Source organism: Tepidibacillus fermentans (genome assembly GCF_004342885.1).
Taxonomy (GTDB): domain Bacteria; phylum Bacillota; class Bacilli; order Tepidibacillales; family Tepidibacillaceae; genus Tepidibacillus; species Tepidibacillus fermentans.
Map to the genome: position 1 here is coordinate 38,284 of NZ_SMAB01000007.1, position 18,248 is coordinate 56,531.

19 protein-coding genes are annotated in these 18,248 nt (G+C 35.6%); 18 read left to right on the plus strand and 1 reads right to left on the minus strand.

Going from position 1 to position 18,248, the window contains the following annotated elements:
* Positions 1–10 precede the first annotated feature (10 nt).
* From EDD72_RS06090 to EDD72_RS06140, 11 genes are read left to right on the plus strand one after another with little or no spacing between them, the layout of a single operon-like run.
* Positions 11–1,108, plus strand: coding sequence for a protein-glutamate methylesterase/protein-glutamine glutaminase (locus EDD72_RS06090; RefSeq protein WP_132768329.1), 1,098 nt, complete (start codon positions 11–13; stop codon positions 1,106–1,108).
* Entirely contained in the window at positions 1,099–3,114 is a 2,016-nt protein-coding gene (locus EDD72_RS06095) for a chemotaxis protein CheA (protein WP_132768331.1), read from the plus strand. The genes EDD72_RS06090 and EDD72_RS06095 overlap by 10 nt, the downstream gene beginning before the upstream one ends.
* Before the next feature lie 11 nt (positions 3,115–3,125).
* Positions 3,126–3,605 carry a chemotaxis protein CheW gene (locus EDD72_RS06100; protein ID WP_132768333.1) on the plus strand — a complete coding sequence of 160 codons (480 nt, stop codon included), beginning with the start codon at positions 3,126–3,128 and terminating at the stop codon, positions 3,603–3,605.
* Positions 3,606–3,607: 2 nt separating this feature from the next.
* Positions 3,608–4,231 carry a chemotaxis protein CheC gene (locus EDD72_RS06105; protein WP_132768335.1) on the plus strand — a complete coding sequence of 208 codons (624 nt, stop codon included), beginning with the start codon at positions 3,608–3,610 and terminating at the stop codon, positions 4,229–4,231.
* A complete protein-coding gene (locus EDD72_RS06110) occupies positions 4,228–4,716 on the plus strand; it encodes a chemotaxis protein CheD (protein WP_132768337.1) in 489 nt (162 codons plus the stop codon). Before EDD72_RS06105 ends, EDD72_RS06110 begins: the two co-directional genes overlap by 4 nt.
* Positions 4,713–5,108 carry a hypothetical protein gene (locus EDD72_RS06115; RefSeq protein WP_132768339.1) on the plus strand — a complete coding sequence of 132 codons (396 nt, stop codon included), beginning with the start codon at positions 4,713–4,715 and terminating at the stop codon, positions 5,106–5,108. Before EDD72_RS06110 ends, EDD72_RS06115 begins: the two co-directional genes overlap by 4 nt.
* Positions 5,109–5,125: 17 nt before the next feature.
* A complete protein-coding gene (locus tag EDD72_RS06120) occupies positions 5,126–5,896 on the plus strand; it encodes a FliA/WhiG family RNA polymerase sigma factor (protein WP_132768341.1) in 771 nt (256 codons plus the stop codon).
* Positions 5,897–5,922: 26 nt separating this feature from the next.
* The gene (locus tag EDD72_RS06125; protein ID WP_132768343.1) at positions 5,923–7,338 is read left to right on the plus strand and encodes a DUF342 domain-containing protein; all 1,416 of its coding nucleotides are present in this window, start codon (positions 5,923–5,925) and stop codon (positions 7,336–7,338) included.
* 13 nt (positions 7,339–7,351) lie between these two features.
* Positions 7,352–7,603 (plus strand): hypothetical protein, encoded by a 252-nt coding sequence (locus EDD72_RS06130; protein ID WP_132768345.1) that lies wholly within the window; start codon positions 7,352–7,354, stop codon positions 7,601–7,603.
* 19 nt (positions 7,604–7,622) lie between these two features.
* Positions 7,623–8,039 carry a DUF2802 domain-containing protein gene (locus EDD72_RS06135; RefSeq protein ID WP_132768347.1) on the plus strand — a complete coding sequence of 139 codons (417 nt, stop codon included), beginning with the start codon at positions 7,623–7,625 and terminating at the stop codon, positions 8,037–8,039.
* Positions 8,032–8,487: an endolytic transglycosylase MltG gene (locus EDD72_RS06140; RefSeq protein ID WP_132768350.1), complete on the plus strand. Its 456-nt coding sequence runs from the start codon at positions 8,032–8,034 to the stop codon at positions 8,485–8,487. Before EDD72_RS06135 ends, EDD72_RS06140 begins: the two co-directional genes overlap by 8 nt.
* 108 nt (positions 8,488–8,595) lie before the next feature.
* Here EDD72_RS06140 and EDD72_RS06145 read toward each other — a convergent pair whose 3' ends face one another.
* Positions 8,596–12,060: a pyruvate carboxylase gene (locus tag EDD72_RS06145; protein WP_132768352.1), complete on the minus strand. Its 3,465-nt coding sequence runs from the start codon at positions 12,058–12,060 to the stop codon at positions 8,596–8,598.
* 376 nt (positions 12,061–12,436) lie between these two features.
* Between EDD72_RS06145 and rpsB the strand changes: the two genes are divergently transcribed.
* The 7 genes from rpsB (at position 12,437) to EDD72_RS06180 (ending at position 18,239) form a co-directional block, all read left to right on the plus strand.
* Positions 12,437–13,135, plus strand: a complete 699-nt coding sequence (rpsB, locus tag EDD72_RS06150; RefSeq protein WP_132768354.1) for a 30S ribosomal protein S2 — start codon at positions 12,437–12,439, stop codon at positions 13,133–13,135.
* Positions 13,136–13,287: 152 nt separating this feature from the next.
* Complete coding sequence (gene tsf / locus EDD72_RS06155) at positions 13,288–13,938, plus strand: translation elongation factor Ts (protein ID WP_132768356.1); 651 nt, start codon at positions 13,288–13,290, stop codon at positions 13,936–13,938.
* A gap of 205 nt (positions 13,939–14,143) precedes the next feature.
* A complete protein-coding gene (gene pyrH, locus EDD72_RS06160) occupies positions 14,144–14,869 on the plus strand; it encodes a UMP kinase (protein ID WP_132768358.1) in 726 nt (241 codons plus the stop codon).
* On the plus strand, positions 14,869–15,426 hold the full coding sequence (gene frr / locus EDD72_RS06165; RefSeq protein WP_132768360.1) for a ribosome recycling factor: 558 nt from the start codon (positions 14,869–14,871) through the stop codon (positions 15,424–15,426). Before pyrH ends, frr begins: the two co-directional genes overlap by 1 nt.
* 66 nt (positions 15,427–15,492) lie before the next feature.
* A complete protein-coding gene (locus EDD72_RS06170; protein WP_132768362.1) occupies positions 15,493–16,263 on the plus strand; it encodes an isoprenyl transferase in 771 nt (256 codons plus the stop codon).
* Between the two features lie 12 nt (positions 16,264–16,275).
* Positions 16,276–17,067 (plus strand): phosphatidate cytidylyltransferase, encoded by a 792-nt coding sequence (locus EDD72_RS06175; RefSeq protein WP_132768364.1) that lies wholly within the window; start codon positions 16,276–16,278, stop codon positions 17,065–17,067.
* A gap of 26 nt (positions 17,068–17,093) precedes the next feature.
* Positions 17,094–18,239, plus strand: coding sequence for a 1-deoxy-D-xylulose-5-phosphate reductoisomerase (locus EDD72_RS06180; protein ID WP_132768366.1), 1,146 nt, complete (start codon positions 17,094–17,096; stop codon positions 18,237–18,239).
* Positions 18,240–18,248 lie beyond the last annotated feature (9 nt).

An 18,248-nucleotide genomic window follows, 5' to 3' on the forward strand; every position in this document is an offset into this window, starting at 1 on the left:
GAGTGATGGTTTGACAAAAGTACGTGCACTCGTTGTCGATGACTCTTTTTTCATGAGAAAGTTAATCTCTGATCTTTTGTCGAAAAGTGGACTTATTGAAGTTGTTGATACAGCTAAAGATGGGATAGAAGCAATTGACAAAATAAAAAAGTTAAAACCAGATGTCGTTACCCTCGACGTTGAGATGCCAAGGATGAATGGGTTGGAAGCACTAGAACAAATTATGAAAAACCATCCTGTCCCGATCATTATGGTAAGTAGTCTTACAAAAACAGGAACAGACACTACGATCCATGCACTACAACTTGGGGCCTTTGACTTTATTGCGAAACCATCAGGAGCAATATCGTTTGACATTGCAAAAGTAAAAGATGAATTGGTTGATAAGATATTAATTGCGTATCGACAAAAGGAAAAATGGATCAGGCAGTGGAATATAAATAAGAAAGGTTTTATTAGTATACGAAATCAAACTCAAAAGTATATTGAGCAGCTTAAAGATAATCAGAACATTCAAGGAATTGTGGCGATCGGTACATCAACCGGTGGACCAAAAGCTTTACAAGAAGTTGTTACAAAATTACCTAAAAATATTCCTTATGCGATTCTGATTGTTCAACATATGCCAGCAGGCTTTACAAAGTCACTTGCTACCCGTTTAGATTCTATTTCAGAAATTCATGTAGTGGAAGCAGAAGATAAACAAGCTTTACAACCTGGAACGGCATACATTGCACCAGGCGACTATCATATGGTTGTGGAACGACAATCCAACCAATATTTCATTCGATTGAATCAAAATGATCCTGTTGGTGGACATCGACCATCTGTGGATGTATTATTCAAGTCATTATCGGATGTACCTCTAAATAAAGTAATGGTCATTATGACCGGGATGGGAAGTGATGGAACGAAAGGACTTCAATCGATGCACAAAGATGGAAATGTGATAAGGATTGCAGAAGATGAAAGCACTTGTGTTGTTTTTGGAATGCCAAAATCTGCAATTAAAAGTGGAGTGATAGATATGATTGTTCCTTTATATGATATTGCAAATAAAATCGTAGAAACGATACAAAAACAAAGAGGGTGGCAATCATGGAATTAAATCAATATCTTGATATTTTTTTAGAAGAATCAAAAGAACATTTGCAAAATTTAAATGAAAAATTATTAGCACTGGAAACGGATACTCAAAATACTGATCTTGTCAATGAAATCTTTCGATCTGCCCATACATTAAAAGGAATGGCTGCAACGATGGGCTTTGAAAAAATGGCAAGCTTAACCCATGAGATGGAAAATGTGCTCGATCAGGTCCGAAATCATAAAAAAGTCGTAGATTCAAATATGATGGATGTTATTTTTCATTGTGTAGATCGCTTAGAAAAAATGGTCGAAATGATCGTAAATGAAGGTCATGATCAAGTTGATACTGAAGATCTCATTACACAACTTGAAACCATATTATCAGGAAATCCAGTACATGATTTGAAAGAAGTGAATTCAAATCATTCTACTACAACAAATAATCTACAAAGTCAAACATTACTTACGTTTGATGAATATGAATTAACGGTACTTTTACAGTCGATGGAATCTGATTTTTCTATTTATCAAATTCAAGTGAATCTTGATGAAGAAACAATTCTCAAATCAGCTAGAGCCTTTATGGTCTTTAAGGAACTAGAGAATTATGGAGAAATTCTTAAGTCGAATCCACCAGTAGAAGAAATTGAAAACGATGAATTTGGTAATGATTTTACGATTATACTGATTTCGAAAAAGAATCAAGAAGAAATCCGAAAAGCGATTCTAAATATTTCTGAGATTCAATCAATTCATATTCTAGAAATAAAAAAAGATCAACTCACAAGTCAAAATCAACATATGGAAACTCAAACGGTCGAAAAGAATAGCAATAAATCATCAGCAGGTACGAATGGCCAACAGAAAAAACATTTGTCGGCAAAAACGATTCGAGTTGATATTGAGCGTTTAGATGAATTGATGAATCTATTTAGCGAACTTGTGATCGATCGGGGACGTCTGGAACAGTTAGCAAATGAAATCAATCATGCTGAACTAACAGATACTGTAGAGCATATGAATAGAATTAGCAGTAATCTACAAAATATTATTCTTAACCTTCGAATGGTTCCAGTTGAGCAAGTATTTAATCGTTTTCCCAGGATGGTTCGTGATTTGGCAAAGGAATTAAATAAGAAAGTAAATCTAAATATTTTTGGTGCAGAAACCGAACTTGATCGCACAGTAATTGATGAGATTGGTGATCCACTCGTTCATTTACTTCGAAATGCAGTGGATCATGGACTTGAATCGGTTGAAGAAAGAATTAAAAATCATAAACCTGAAGAGGGAGAAATTACTTTAAAAGCGTACCATAGTGGCAATTATGTTTTTATTGAAATTACTGATGATGGACGGGGAATTAATCGAGAAAAAGTGTTAAATAAAGCGATTGAAAAAAAATTAATTACGAGAGAAGAAGGGAACCAGCTATCTGACAAACAAGTATATAATCTTCTTTTCCAGTCGGGATTTAGCACTGCCGAGAAGGTTTCCGATATCTCAGGTCGTGGAGTAGGACTTGATGTTGTAAAAAACAAAATTGAAACTCTAGGTGGATTTGTTACTGTCGATTCAACACCTGGAAAAGGGACAACATTCATTATCCAACTCCCATTAACATTGTCGATTATTTCTGCAATGCTCGTTCAAATACAGAGAGAAAAATATGCGATTCCTTTAAGTTCAATTATTGAGACGGCTATTTATAAGGAAAAAGATATCATGTATGCTCATAAGCAACAAGTCATTGATTTTCGCGGCCATATAGTTCCCTTAATCCCATTAAAACAGATTTTTGCTGTTCCAGATGGAGAAATTGAAGAAGAGGATATCTCTGTGGTAATTGTTCGAAAAGGAGATAAAATGGCTGGTTTAGTCGTCGACTCTTTCATTGGTCAACAAGAAATTGTTTTGAAATCATTAGGTTCTTATTTACCTAACGTTTTTGCTATTTCGGGAGCAACGATTCTTGGTGATGGACAAGTCGCTTTAATTATTGATACAAATGCTTTGATAAAATAGGGGGAATATTTATGAATCAACAAGTAGATCAAAATCTTGGTGAAGTGAAGGTAATTGTTTTTCGTTTAGATTCTGAGGAATATGGGGTTGATGTTCAACAAGTAAAATCAATTGAACGAATGGAACACATTACAAGAGTTCCAAATACCCCATCCTTTGTAAAAGGAGTCATTAATTTACGTGGAGTGATTATCCCAATTATTGATTTGAGAAATCGTCTTGGTATTTCAGAAAAAGAATATAACGATTCGACCCGCATAATCATCGTTCATGTAGAAGAGATGGAGGTTGGGTTGATTGTCGATGCTGCGAATGATGTGATCGATATTCCAGATAGTGCCATTGAGCCACCACCAAAAGTTGTTGGTGGAGTTGAAGCCGTTTATTTGCGGGGGGTAGCAAAATTAACAAACCGACTTCTTATCTTGTTAAACCTTGATAAAATTTTAAATGCAGATGAATTGAAACAACTAGAAAAGTTTGGGGCATAACTATGACGAAAGAGCTACATGAATTAAAAGATATTCAGCTTGATTTTCTGAAAGAAGTTGGTAATATTGGGGCAGCTCACGCGGCTACTGCACTTTCAAAAATGATCAAAAAAACAATAGAGATGAATGTTCCAAAAGTTAAAATATTACCTTTTGAAGAGGTAGAAGAGTTATTGGGCGGTTCAGACCAAATTATGGTTTGTATCTTTCTACGAGTTGAAGGAGATGCCCCTGGGAATATGTTGTTTATGATGACCATTGATTCTGCGAAAAAACTTCTGAAAGAAATATTAGGACCCATGGCAAACCAACAGAAGTTTTTTTCTGACTTAGAAAATTCTGCTCTTAATGAGCTTGGTAACATATTAGCAGGTTCCTATCTCTCATCGCTTGCGGATTTCACGAATCTCAAACTATATCCTACTGTTCCAGCCATAACGATTGATATGGTAGGAGCAATTCTAAGTTTTGGATTAATTCAAGTCAGTCAGTTTAGTGATGTAGCCATTGTCATCGATACGACTTTTTTTGAAGGACAGCAGCTTGTAGAAGGCCATTTTTTCTTAATACCAGATACAGAATCATTTTCTACATTATTTTCTGCATTAGGAGTGCCGTGGGAATGACAAATGTAATAAAAGTAGGAATGGCTGACTTAAATACTGTAACTGCTCCTAATCGTATTCGGACAACTGGATTAGGTTCTTGTGTGGGAATTGTACTATATGATCCAGTAACTAGGATTGGTGGCATGGCTCATATTATGTTACCATCATCAGAGATGGTACGGGTAGGTAAGATAAATAAAGCGAAATATGCAGATACAGCAATTCCCTTATTATTGGATGAAATGACGAATTTAGGAGCAAAAAAAGGCTTAATTATTGCAAAAATTGCTGGTGGAGCTCAGATGTTTCAATTTCAATCCCAAAATGACATGATGAGAATTGGTCCAAGAAATGTAGAAGCAACAAAAGAGACCTTAAAGAAATTAGGTATATCGATTGTTGCAGAAGATACAGGAGGTAATTTTGGCCGAACAATTGAATTGGATACACTTAGTGGGATTTTATATATTAGAACAGTAAATAAAGGTGTTCAGGAAATATGAAATCGATCAAGAAAAGAAAATTTGAACTACTTCTTGCGTTTAGTATATCAATCTTAATCTTTATCATGAATTCACGTTTAAATCTGTTTTCCACAGCCTTTGTTCGCAGTATCTTTGCATTTGTTTTTTTCTATTTTTTTACTTGGTTGTTAAGAGAACTTTATCTTGTTTTTGGTACTCGTCAAAAAGAAAATGCTAATTACCAACATATCGAGTTAACGACTACTCAAGATGATGATCAGAAGTTATTTGAAGAAATATACCAAACAGATGATCAAAAAAAATCAAATCTAATTGACTTCCAACCATTAGAGTTTGAAAAAATCAAAACTGATGAGCAAAATATCGAGCAAATTGTAAAAGGAGTACGAGTTTGGTCCCATGATGATTAAGAGAGGAGTTTCATCTCATGCAAAGTCAACAAGAAGTGAATATTGAACATCTATGGGAACAGTGGCGGCATGATGAGAATTTAGAGGCTTATCATCAATTAGTAAACTATTATATTGGAATCGTAGACCAAATTGTTTTAAAGATGCAACCCTCAATTTCAGACCAAGTCACTTATGATGAATTAAGAAGCCATGGAATGATCGGATTTTTAGATGCTCTAAAAAAATTCGATTATCAGAAAGGTTATCAGTTTGAAACCTATGCCTCACTAAGGATCAGGGGTTCAATTCTTGATGGGCTACGTCAAACAGATTGGATTCCTCGTTCCATCCGGGAAAAGGCAAAAAAAATTCAGAGGGCTTACCAAGAACTAGAGCAAAAGTACTTAAGAAGTGTCACCGACAAAGAAGTGAGTGAGTATCTTCATCTTTCACTTGAAGCGTTTTATCAACAATTAAAGGAAACTTCTTTTTTGCATTGTTTGTCTCTTGATGAGCCAATAGATTTTGAACAGGAAACAACACGTGCAACCCGATTAGAAGATCCACGTCAAAATCTTGATGCAAAAATCAGTCGTGAATTTGTTCGAGATGTTTTAGCCAAATCGATTGATCGCTTACCTGAAAAAGAAAAATTAGTAATCACTTTATACTATTATGAAGAACTGAATATTACGGAGATATCTGAAATTCTAGGATTATCACCTTCAAGAATTTCTCAATTGCATACAAAAGCAATCTACCGTTTAAGAGGTTCATTAGGACGAATGAAAAATCAATTATTTTAAGAGTTTATTATAAGGATGGGCGAATCATGACGTGGAAATTAACAGATCTCAATGAAATCGTCAAAGTGAAAATTGATCAATCTGATATGGTCGCGATCCTCTCAATTCGAGAAGATGAACGTTTAAATGAAGAGATCCCTTTACATTTAATGATCGAGCTTTTAAAACAACAGCAAATTATTTATGGTATCGATGAGCAATTATTATCACTCATTTGCAAACACCCTTTATCATATAGTGAAAAACAAATAGAAATAGCAAAGGGTTTAAAACCGATACACGGAGAGAATGCAAAAATCAAATGGGTGATATTAGAGGAAAAAGAACGGAATAAACCAAAAGTAGTAGAAGGGGATCGAGTTGATTATTATTCAGTCAATACCATTATTAATGTAAAAAAAGGTGAATTAATCGCACAAAAAATTCCTGCTACCAAAGGAGAAGAGGGGAAAACGGTTAGAGGAAAAACAATACCAGCAAAACCTGGAAAAGATCTCTCCTTTAAAATAGGAAAAAATGTCGTGTTAAATGAAACGAAAGACAGTATTTACGCTTCAGTGGATGGTCAAGTTGTCATTGACGATAAGGTTCAGGTACTACCTATTTATGAAGTAAAGGGAGATGTAGACTTTAGCGTAGGAAATATTGATTTTGTTGGTACTGTCATTGTAAGTGGGAATGTTTTAGATGGTTTCAAAATACATGCTTTAGATGATATTAAAATTTTTGGATATGTAGAAGGTGCGGAATTAATCTCAAAACGCGGGAATATCGAAATACAACAAGGAGTTATCGGCTATCAACGATCAACCATCAGAGCAGCTAAAAGTGTTAAGGCTTTATACATTATGGACGCAACGGTGTATGCTGGTGAAAATGTACATATTTCGCAAAGTATCATGCGTAGTGAAATCATCGCAGGAAAAGAAGTCATTTGCTTAGGAACAAAGGGATTGATTGTTGGTGGACAAACCAATGCCGGTACAAAGGTGATTGCTTCCATCATTGGAAATCATTTAGCGACACCAACATCGATTGAAGTAGGAATTAATCCAATGTTACGAGAAGAATTAAGAGAATTACAAGAAAAAAAGCGGGAAAATTTTCAATTATTTGATAAAATAGAAAAAGCAATACATTTTATCAATCGACTTCAAAGAACAATGGGTGATTTACCACCTAATAAACAGAGTTTACTCACTGAACTTTTGAATCAAAAATCGTTGATTGAGAAACGTATGAAAGAATTAGATCTTCGAGAAAAAACAATTGAAATAAACATGAATATGAATGATCAATCGAGCATTGAGGTACAAAATGTAATCTATCCTGGTGTGAAACTCGTGATCGGAAAACAGCGAAAATTTATCAAGGATGTGCATAAGTGCGTAAAATTCATTTTTGAAGAAGGGGAAATTGTGTCACGACAATTACTTCCTTAAGGAGGTATGTAGTTTGAGTTTAAAAGTGATCGAATTACAATTGGCACTACCGAAAACACAAACCGTAGGTCAAATTCAAAAGCAAATTCAGCAAACAGATCTAATCAACCAAAGCCATCTGAAAACACAGACAAAAAAAATAGAGGCCAAACGAAAAAGAAAAACTGAAGAGTTGAAAAAGAGTTTATTACAAGAACATAACACATTAAGAAGCCCGAAAAATCATGAACAAACTAAGGGTAGATTCATAGACTTAGAATTATAATGAAGTGATTGGTGATCATATGGGAGAAATATGGGTAGAAATTCTTCTTTTTTTATTTGGAGTTGGAATTGTTGTCCTCGCATTTTTTAAACCCAAAGACCAACAGTTGATGGAAGAAAAAATTGAAAAAATCATTGAAGATTTTACGTTTCAATTTTCTTTGGAAAATGATGAATTCATCCAAAAAATTAAAGAATCGCAACAACAATTTTTTACAAATGTTGAGCAAAAGGTCAATCTCATAGAAGAACGATTAAATAAACTCGAAAAAAGCCAAAAAACACTTTCCCAACAAATCAATCCCAAATATCAAGAGGTGATGAGACTCTATCAAAATGGGGAAAGTATTCAGCAAATCGCACGAAAAACCAATATGGGGCAAGGAGAAGTAGAACTCGTTATTGAATTGATGAAGAAAGGGTTTTCATATGTTTAGAAACCGAAATTTTTTAATGGGGTTAGGAATTGGATTGATGATTAGTAGTTTCATTTTCATGATTTTACCTACAAAAAACCAAGATGATTTTTCTACAAAAGACCAATCCAAACCATTATCTATACAAGAAATTAAAGAGGCTGCTAATAAATATGGGTACCAGTTATACACAAAGGAAGAAATAGAACAAATAAAGAACAAGAATCAAACACAGTCACAACCATATAAAGATCAAGGAACTCCCATATCTTTTAGAATTGAGAAAGGGATGTCCACCAATGAAATTGCAGATTTGCTCTACAAGCAACGTATCATTAAAGATAAACAAGAATTCATAGAAATTCTTCAGAAGCAAGGTCTAGTAAAAGAAATTAAAGCAGGTACTTATTCTTATTCTCCAGAAATGACGATGAATGATGTAATTGTTCTAATCACGAATAAACCCTGAAACTCATCCTTGATTCTAATGTATTAAGGCTTGTATGTTTCTATCAATGCGACTGGGATCGCGTTGAAACATACAAGCCTTAACTTATAGAGATAAAAGAGGGTTTTATTATTTCTGTTTAATATATTCAAACTCAATTAACAGGTCACCGATCTCAACCGTATCACCAGGTTTGACGTATACGTCTTTAATCACACCATCATAGGAGGCTTGAATCGTGGTCTCCATTTTCATCGCTTCTGTTACAACCAGGTAATCTCCTTTAGCAACCGAATCTCCTCTTTCCACCATGATTTTAACAACCTTACCCGGCATGGTTGCACCCACATGAAGGGGATTGTCTCGATCAGCCGTTCTTCGTTTTTGTATGGTGATTCCTGTACTTTGATCCCGTACAATGACTTCTCTTGGAATTCCATTTAATTCAAAATAAATGGTTCTTGATCCATCTGATTTTAATTCGCCAATAGATGTGAGTCTGATGATTAAGGTTTTTCCTTTTTCGATTTCAACGGCAATTTTTTCTCCTGGCCGCATGCCATAGAAGAAGGTAGACGTATCTAGAATGGCCATATTACCATATTCTTTAATAAATGCTTCTTTTTCTAAGAACACTTTTGGATAAAGAGCATAACTTAAGAGTTCTTGTTTAGAAGGCTTTCGATTGATTTTTTTTGTAAGTTCATCTTCTAATTGATCAAAATCAACAGGGGGTAACAATTCACCAGGACGACAAGTAATATAGTCCCTCCCTTTTAAGATAATTTCCTGCAAACGTTCAGGAAAACCACCATAAGGTTGGCCGAGATAACCTTGGAAAAATTGGATGACAGAATCAGGGAAGTCGATTTTTTCTCCTCTCTCGTAAATGTCTTGTTCCGTTAAATTGTTTTGTACCATGAATAGGGCCATATCACCAACAACTTTTGATGAAGGAGTCACTTTAATAATATCGCCAAACATTTGGTTAACCTTAGCATACATTTCTTTCACTTCATCAAAGCGATCTCGAAGACCTAAAGAAATGGCTTGCTGTTTGAGATTGGTATATTGACCACCGGGCATTTCATATTTGTACACTTCTGCACTGCTTGATTTTAGTCCACTTTCAAAGCATCCATAATAAGGGCGAATATCTTCCCAATAGTGATCCAGTTTTTGAAGGTTATCTAAATTTAGACCTGTTTCTCGTTCACGATGCTCTAGAGCGGCAACAAGGCCATTTAATGAAGGTTGGGAGGTAAGACCTGACATGGCACTCATGGCTACATCGACAATATCTACTCCTGCTTCAATGGCTTTTAACAATGTTGCTTGCCCATTTCCACTCGTATCATGGGTATGCAAATGAATCGGAAGTGCGACTTCTTCTTTCAATGCTTTCACTAACTGATAAGCTGCGTAAGGTTTTAAAAGACCAGCCATATCTTTAATTCCAATGATATGAGCTCCCGCTTTCTCTAATTCTTTTGCCAGATTTACATAATATTGAAGGGTATATTTATTTCTCGAAGGATCAAGAATGTCACCGGTATAACAAATGGCTGCTTCGGCAATTTTACCCGTTTCTCGTACCGTTTCAATGGAAACTTTCATTCCTTCTAGCCAGTTGAGGCTATCAAAAATACGGAAAATATCAATTCCTGCCTTTGCAGATTCTTGGATAAAAGCTTTAATCACATTGTCAGGATAATTGGTATATCCTACGGCATTTGCCCCGCGAATCAACATTTGAAAAAGAATATTTGGAATCCGTTCCCTAAGTTGATGTAGTCTTTCCCATGGGTCTTCTTTCAAAAAGCGCATACTTGCATCAAATGTAGCACCGCCCCACATTTCAAGGGAAAACAGTTCTGGTGCTAATTTGCTGGTGGCTTCTGCAATTTGTAACATATCATACGTACGCATACGGGTAGCAAAAAGGGATTGATGGGCATCACGTAAAGTCGTATCCGTGATGAGCACCTTTTCTTGTTGTAAAATCCATTGAATGAGACCATCCACTCCCTCTTGTTCCAGCCTTTGTTTTGTACCGTAAGGGTAAGGCTCTTTAATGGAAGTATTTGGGATTCTCGGTGGATGAAAGATTGGTTTTTTCTCCTTTTTTGGTAATCCTTCGAATCCATTGACTGTGATGTGGCCGATATAAGAAAGAAGTTTCGTTGCCCGATCTTGCCGTTTTGGTAAGATGAATAATTCAGGATGTGCATCAATAAAGGAAGTATCATAATCTCCTTTTAAAAACGCCGGGTTTTGGACCAAGTTTTCCAAAAACAAGATGTTTGTTTTTACTCCTCGAATGCGAAACTCCCGCAACGTACGAAGCATTTTCTTTGCTGCTTGATCAAAAGTATTGGCATAAGTTGATACCTTGACAATAAGAGAGTCATAATAAGGAGTAATTTCTGAACCAGCAAAACCATTGCCTGCATCAAGGCGTACTCCAAATCCACTAGCCGAACGATAGGCTACAATTCGTCCTGTATCAGGTAAAAATCCTTTCTCTGGATCTTCTGTGGTGATGCGGCATTGAATAGCATATCCTTTTTTCTCAATTGCATCTTGAGAAAAGATCCCAATTTCCTCACTATCTAATGCGTATCCTTCGGCTATCCTAATTTGGGCTTGGACAATATCGATGCCAGTAATCAACTCACTAATGGTATGCTCTACTTGAATTCTCGGATTAACCTCAATAAAATAAAAATTTTCATCAGGTGTTACCAAGAATTCAACGGTTCCTGCATTCACATAATTCGCCTTTTTCATCAATTTTAAAGCTGCATCATAAATTTGATTTTTTAAACGTTCAGATAGGGTTAAAGCTGGGGCCACTTCTACCACTTTTTGATGGCGTCGTTGGACAGAACAATCCCGTTCAAATAAATGAACAGCATGACCATATTTGTCAGCAAGTACTTGCACTTCAATATGTTTTGGTTTTTCTAAATATTTTTCAATATAGACTTCTGGATGGCCAAAAGCTAAACGGGCTTCGGAACGGGCTCTTTCAATGGCTTCTGCCAATTCTTCTTGATTGTGAACAATCCTCATTCCTCGGCCGCCGCCACCTAATGCAGCTTTGACCATAATGGGATAACCGTGTTCTTTCGCAAAGAAAATAGCATCTTGTAAATGTTCAATGGGTTGTTCTGTACCTGGGACCACTGGAATACCAGCTTCTATCGCCATTTGTCTTGCTTTGACTTTATCGCCGAACATTTGAATATGTTCTGGTTTTGGACCAATAAAAGCAATGCCCTCTTCTTCACAACGACGGGCAAACTCCGCATTTTCTGATAGAAATCCATACCCTGGATGAATCGCATCGACATCATGCCGCTTAGCGATTTCAAGAATCCCATCAATGTCGAGGTATGCTTCGACGGGACCTTTCCCTTTTCCCACTAAATAGGCTTCATCTGCTTTAAAACGATGAAGAGAAACACTATCTTCCTCTGAATAAATGGCAACGGTGCGAATATTTAATTCAGTACATGCACGAAAAATACGAATAGCTATTTCGCCACGATTAGCCACAAGAACTTTACGAAACTGCCGAACTTCATTCATGATTCATTCTCCCTTCATATGCTAGTAAAGTTTTATCCTTTTTTAATTCATTAATATACCACAATTAATTGAATATTTTGAAGGGGAAAAGATGTATAAAAATAAATGAAAGCGTATTAATAAGAATTTTTTAACAAATTAATTAATGATGCATAAGATCGAATTTCTCGATTGGGATTTGAGTCTGTGAACATACGAATTATCGATTATTGCTTGTTTTTGTTCTATATAGTTGCATCCAATAAGTAGATATGGTATAGTATTTGTCGGTGTTAAATAACACACGTTTACGAATTTAATGATCGGTGCTTATGTAGATAAGTCATCATTAAAGATGAGGTAAGCGGAGGAAAACAACCAAAGGAGGAAGAAAAACATGGCAGTAATTTCAATGAAACAATTGCTTGAAGCAGGCGTTCATTTTGGACATCAAACACGTCGTTGGAATCCCAAAATGGCTCGCTATATCTTCACGGAAAGAAATGGGATCTATATTATTGATTTGCAAAAAACGGTAAAGAAAGTAGAAGAAGCGTATAATTTTATTCGTGAAGTTGCCGCTTCAGGGAAAAGTATCCTTTTTGTAGGTACAAAAAAACAAGCACAAGATTCTGTAAAAGAAGAAGCAGAACGTTCCGGTAGCTTTTATATTAACCAACGTTGGTTAGGAGGAACATTAACCAACTTTGCTACCATTCAAAAACGAATTGAACGATTAAAAGAATTAGAAACTATGGAAGTCGATGGAACATTTGATGTTCTACCAAAGAAAGAAGTTATCATTCTTAAAAAAGAAAAAGAGCGTCTTGAAAAGTTCTTAGGCGGTATTAAAGAAATGAAAGAACTTCCTGGTGCGTTGTTCGTTATTGATCCTCGCAAAGAGCGTATCGCTGTTGCAGAAGCTCGAAAATTAGATATCCCAATCGTTGCCATTGTTGATACGAATTGTGATCCGGATGAAGTGGATTATGTAATTCCTGGTAATGACGATGCAATTCGAGCAGTAAAGCTATTAACTGAAAAAATGGCAGATGCGATCCTTGAAGGGAAACAAGGGGAACAAACTATCGCGTAAGTCATCAATAAGGGTGGCCTAAGGGTAAGATACCCTTACCACCCCTTTTATATTTAACGATAACAAATTTATATGAGCTTTCAATTGATTTCATTACATAGTAACTCTTTAAATGGTTCATACTTATTGGAAAAATTGAAGGAGGAATAAAGATGGAAATTAAAGCATCAGCTGTTAAAGAACTTCGTGAAAAAACTGGCGCAGGAATGATGGATTGTAAAAAAGCACTAACTGAAGCAAATGGCGATATGGAAAAAGCGATTGAAATTCTTCGTGAAAAAGGAATTGCATCTGCTGCTAAAAAGGCTGGCCGTATTGCAGCAGAAGGTATTGTTGAATCATACATTCATGGTGGTGGACGTATCGGCGTTCTTGTAGAAGTAAATTGTGAAACAGATTTCGTGGCAAAGACGAATGAATTTAAAACCTTTGTTCGTGATGTTGCTATGCATATTGCAGCAACAAATCCAAAATACATTGCTCGTGAAGAGGTACCTCAAGAGGAGATCGAAAAAGAGCGTCAGATTTTAACTCAACAAGCTTTAAATGAAGGAAAACCTGAAAAGATCGTTGAAAAAATGGTTGAAGGACGTTTAGAGAAATTCTATAAAGAAATTTGTCTCTTGGAGCAACCATTTGTGAAAGATCCCGACAAAACGATTGATCAATTAGTAAAAGAGCAAATCGCTAAAATTGGCGAAAATATTAATATTCGTCGTTTCGTTCGTTTCGAATTAGGGGAAGGATTAGAAAAAAGGGTAGACAATTTCGTTGAAGAAGTTATGTCACAGGCTAAAATGTAATCTTGCTTCAATTGACTGTATACATTTTAATTAAAATAGGGTACACATTGTGTCCCTATTTTTTTAAAGTTAAGACCACGTTGTTTTTTGATTAGAAAAAAATTATCTAATATATTCTGGTTTTCTAAATTTTTTACTAGGCAAATTTGTCCTTTTTAGGCAGGAAAACGAATACAATTGTAGAATAAAGAACGGGGGCTATTAAATGGAGCGTCCAAAATATAAACGCGTTGTTTTAAAATTAAGTGGGGAGGCTTTAGCTGGCCAACAGAAGTATGGAATTGATCCTATATTCATTTCTTCAATTGCTAATCAAATTAAAGAAATTGTAGAATTAGGCGTACAAGTAGCTGTAGTCGTTGGTGGGGGAAATATTTGGCGAGGAGTTGCTGGAAGTGCGAAAGGAATGGACCGTGCGACGGCAGATTATATGGGGATGTTAGCAACGGTGATGAATTCTTTAGCGCTACAAGATGCCTTAGAGAATATTTCTGTACCAACCCGAGTTCAAACTTCAATCGAAATGAGACAAGTTGCTGAACCTTATATTCGTCGAAAAGCGATCCGTCACTTAGAGAAAAATCGAGTCGTTATTTTTGCTGCTGGTACAGGAAACCCTTATTTCTCTACAGATACGACCGCTGCACTTAGGGCTGCTGAGATTGAAGCAGATGTTATTCTTATGGCAAAGAATAAAGTAGATGGAGTATATTCTGCAGATCCAATCAAAGATAAAAACGCTGTGAAGTATGATACACTTACATATTTAGAAGTCATTAAAAGAGGTTTAGGAGTTATGGACTCTACAGCTTCTTCATTATGTATGGATAATAATATTCCGTTAATTGTATTTAATATTTCAGAAGAAGGTAATATTAAAAAGGTAATCCTTGGTGAGAAAATCGGTACAATCATTGGAGGGGAAAAATAATGCCTCAAACCATTAAAAAAAATGTAGATGAAAAAATGAGTAAAGCCATTGTTAGTTTAAAGAAGGATCTTGCAAGTGTAAGAGCTGGAAGAGCCAATCCATCTTTACTTGACAAAGTTCATGTCGAATATTATGGTACATCAACTCCAATCAATCAATTAGCAAATATCTCAGCTCCAGATCCACGTACACTAGTGATCCAACCTTGGGATAAAAGCGTAATTGGAGAAATTGAAAAAGCTATTTTAAAATCCGATCTTGGACTTACCCCAACAAATGATGGAATTGTGATTCGGATAACAATACCACAATTAACTGAAGAAAGAAGAAAAGATCTTGTTAAAGTTGTGAAAAAAATGGGAGAAGAAAGTAAAGTAGCGATTCGAAATATTCGTCGTGATGGAAATGATGATTTGAAAAAGCTTGAGAAAAATGGTGATATATCTGAAGACGAACTTCGACGAACCCAAGAAGAAATTCAAAAATTAACAGATAAATATATTGCTGAAGTCGATACAATCGTAAGTGTAAAAGAAAAAGAAATCATGGAAGTATAATTTTTCCCCCCTTACATGAGGGGGGATTTTTTCAAATGCCTTGTTTTAGGAGATGGAGGATCGTTCATGTTTAAAGGACTTTTTCAAAATACAAAAAATAATTCCACAAAAATAGTAAATATTGAAGATCTAAACCCTTTCAATATACCGAAACATGTAGCAATTATTATGGATGGAAATGGTAGATGGGCAAAAGGAAAAGGATTGCCAAGAATCGCAGGACATCGTGCTGGAATGGAGGCAATTAAAAGAGTTGCTAAAGCGGCAAATAAAGTAGGGGTTGAAATTGTCACATTATTTGCTTTTTCGACTGAAAATTGGAAAAGACCTGAAAATGAAGTGAATTTTTTAATGGGTCTTCCTCAAGAATTTCTTCTAAAGGAAATCGATGAATTAAACGAGCAAAATGTTCAAGTAAAAATTATGGGCTTTGATGAAAATTTACCGGAACATACAATTAAGGCAGTACGTGAGGCAGAGAGAAGAACAGAAAAGAATACAGGCCTTATTCTTAATTTCGCTTTGAATTATGGTAGTCGACATGAAATTGTTCATGCCACAAAATCAATTGTTCATGACGTTCTAGAAGGAAAAATCACTGAACAGCAAATTGATGAGAGGCTTCTTGGACAATATTTATTAACAAAGAATTATCCGGATCCTGATTTACTGATCCGCACAAGCGGTGAATTGCGATTAAGTAATTTTTTGTTATGGCAAATGGCTTACACAGAACTCTATTTTACATCAGCTTTCTGGCCAGAATTTAATGAACAACATTTCATAGAAGCCATTTATGATTACCAACAAAGGGGTCGAAGGTTTGGGGCAATCTAAGGGAGTGTTACGATGAAAAAAAGAATCATAACCGGATTAGTAGGTGGAATTGGTTTCTTATATTTAGTTTTTCTCGGGGGTGTCCCTTATTCGTTATTTATTCTTGTATTGGCCACAATAGGCTATTATGAATTTCTTAAAATGAATCATACGAATTTTTTTTCAATTCAAGGTATTCTAGGGTTATTGTCCGTTATTGCTATTATTCTCGGCCTTAATCCGATAGTTCCTTTTTTTGAGCGTTTATCTATTTTACATATATTCATAATTAGTCTCTGGATATTTCTAGCTTTCGTTGTCTTTGTAAAAAATGAGATTACTTTTGACCAGATTTCTATCCTTTTAGTTGGAGCAATTTATGTTTCTTTTGGCTTTGGTTTTATGTTGAAGGCAAGATTGATTGAAAATGGGTTTGCCTTAACCTTATTTGTATTAATTACAACCTGGGCATCCGATTCAGGAGCTTATTTTAGCGGACGATTTTTTGGGAAAAATAAACTTTGGCCAGAAATTAGCCCGAAAAAGACAATTGAAGGTTCAATCGGAGGCATATTGTTGGCGATCGTTGCTGGGTTATTGATGAATCAAATCTTACATTTTACGAGTATAATGACTACAGTGGTCTTAGCGAGTATACTTGTATCTATCGTAGGGCAAATTGGAGACTTAGTTGAATCAGCATTAAAACGTTCAAAAGGAGTTAAAGACTCTGGTAATTTATTACCTGGACACGGTGGTGTTTTAGATCGATTTGATAGCCTCATTTTTACCTTCCCAATATTGTTTCTACTCTTTAATTTGTAAGATTCCTATTCCTTGAGGTGATTATCGTGAAAACCTTGTCAATCTTAGGATCCACTGGATCAATTGGTACACAAACATTAGAAGTGGTAAGGTCTCATCCAGATCAATTTCGTGTGGTCGCAATTTCTGGCGGAACAAATCTTAATCGATTAAGGGAACAAATCAAGATGTTTTCGCCAAAGCTCGTATCTGTGAAAACAAAAGAATTAGCGGAAGAACTTCGACGTGAAGTCGGTTCGCGTGTTACAATCGTTTATGGAGAAGAGGGACTCATTGAAGTCGCTACTCATCCTGATGCAAATTTTGTGGTAACAGCTGTAGTAGGAAGTATAGGGTTGAGACCAACCATTGAAGCGATTAAAGTTGGAAAGCATATCGGCTTAGCAAACAAAGAAACATTAGTTTCTGCTGGACACATCGTAATGGACTTAGCTAAAAAGCATCAAATTCCTATCTTGCCTATTGATAGTGAGCATTCGGCAATTTATCAAAGCTTAAACAGTGAAAAAAAAGAACAAGTACGTCGTATTATCTTAACTGCCTCTGGTGGTTCTTTTCGCGATAAAACAAGAGAAGAGTTAAGAAATGTATCAATACAAGATGCATTAAAACATCCAAATTGGTCGATGGGTGCAAAGATTACGATAGATTCCGCTACAATGATGAATAAAGGATTAGAGATCATTGAAGCACATTGGTTATTTCAAATGCCTTTTGATAAAATTGATGTCATGATTCACCCCGAAAGTATCATACACTCTATGGTAGAGTATGTTGATCGTGCCATTATTGCGCAATTAGGTACACCTGACATGAAAGTACCTATTCAATATGCGTTATCTTATCCTGATCGTTTCGAACTGAAACAAGAACCCCTAGACTTAACAAAGATAGGTTCATTACATTTTCAAAAACCGGATTTTAGACGATTTCCAAGTTTAAAAATGGCTTATGAGTGTGGAAAAGATGGAGGTACAATGCCGACGGTTTTAAATGCTGCAAATGAAGAGATTGTTGCCGCTTTTTTGGCAGGAAAAGTACCATTTATTGAAATAGAATCTTTTATTGAAAAAGTCCTTGATCAGCATCTTAAAATTTCTAACCCAAATCTAGAAGAAATTATGGAAGCGGATCAGTGGGCTAGAAAAATGATCGCAAATTTGTTGAAATGAAGGGACTGG

Bases quoted from the DNA above. Each gene is read 5' to 3' on its own strand.
- EDD72_RS06095 (WP_132768331.1), top strand. From the start codon at position 1,099: ATGGAATTAAATCAATATCTTGATATTTTTTTAGAAGAATCAAAAGAA.
- EDD72_RS06100 (WP_132768333.1), top strand. From the start codon at position 3,126: ATGAATCAACAAGTAGATCAAAATCTTGGTGAAGTGAAGGTAATTGTT.
- EDD72_RS06105 (WP_132768335.1), top strand. From the start codon at position 3,608: ATGACGAAAGAGCTACATGAATTAAAAGATATTCAGCTTGATTTTCTG.
- EDD72_RS06110 (WP_132768337.1), top strand. From the start codon at position 4,228: ATGACAAATGTAATAAAAGTAGGAATGGCTGACTTAAATACTGTAACT.
- EDD72_RS06115 (WP_132768339.1), top strand. From the start codon at position 4,713: ATGAAATCGATCAAGAAAAGAAAATTTGAACTACTTCTTGCGTTTAGT.
- EDD72_RS06120 (WP_132768341.1), top strand. From the start codon at position 5,126: ATGCAAAGTCAACAAGAAGTGAATATTGAACATCTATGGGAACAGTGG.
- EDD72_RS06125 (WP_132768343.1), top strand. From the start codon at position 5,923: ATGACGTGGAAATTAACAGATCTCAATGAAATCGTCAAAGTGAAAATT.
- EDD72_RS06135 (WP_132768347.1), top strand. From the start codon at position 7,623: ATGGGAGAAATATGGGTAGAAATTCTTCTTTTTTTATTTGGAGTTGGA.
- EDD72_RS06140 (WP_132768350.1), top strand. From the start codon at position 8,032: ATGTTTAGAAACCGAAATTTTTTAATGGGGTTAGGAATTGGATTGATG.
- EDD72_RS06145 (WP_132768352.1), bottom strand. From the start codon at position 12,060: ATGAATGAAGTTCGGCAGTTTCGTAAAGTTCTTGTGGCTAATCGTGGC.
- rpsB (WP_132768354.1), top strand. From the start codon at position 12,437: ATGGCAGTAATTTCAATGAAACAATTGCTTGAAGCAGGCGTTCATTTT.
- tsf (WP_132768356.1), top strand. From the start codon at position 13,288: ATGGAAATTAAAGCATCAGCTGTTAAAGAACTTCGTGAAAAAACTGGC.
- pyrH (WP_132768358.1), top strand. From the start codon at position 14,144: ATGGAGCGTCCAAAATATAAACGCGTTGTTTTAAAATTAAGTGGGGAG.
- frr (WP_132768360.1), top strand. From the start codon at position 14,869: ATGCCTCAAACCATTAAAAAAAATGTAGATGAAAAAATGAGTAAAGCC.
- EDD72_RS06170 (WP_132768362.1), top strand. From the start codon at position 15,493: ATGTTTAAAGGACTTTTTCAAAATACAAAAAATAATTCCACAAAAATA.
- EDD72_RS06175 (WP_132768364.1), top strand. From the start codon at position 16,276: ATGAAAAAAAGAATCATAACCGGATTAGTAGGTGGAATTGGTTTCTTA.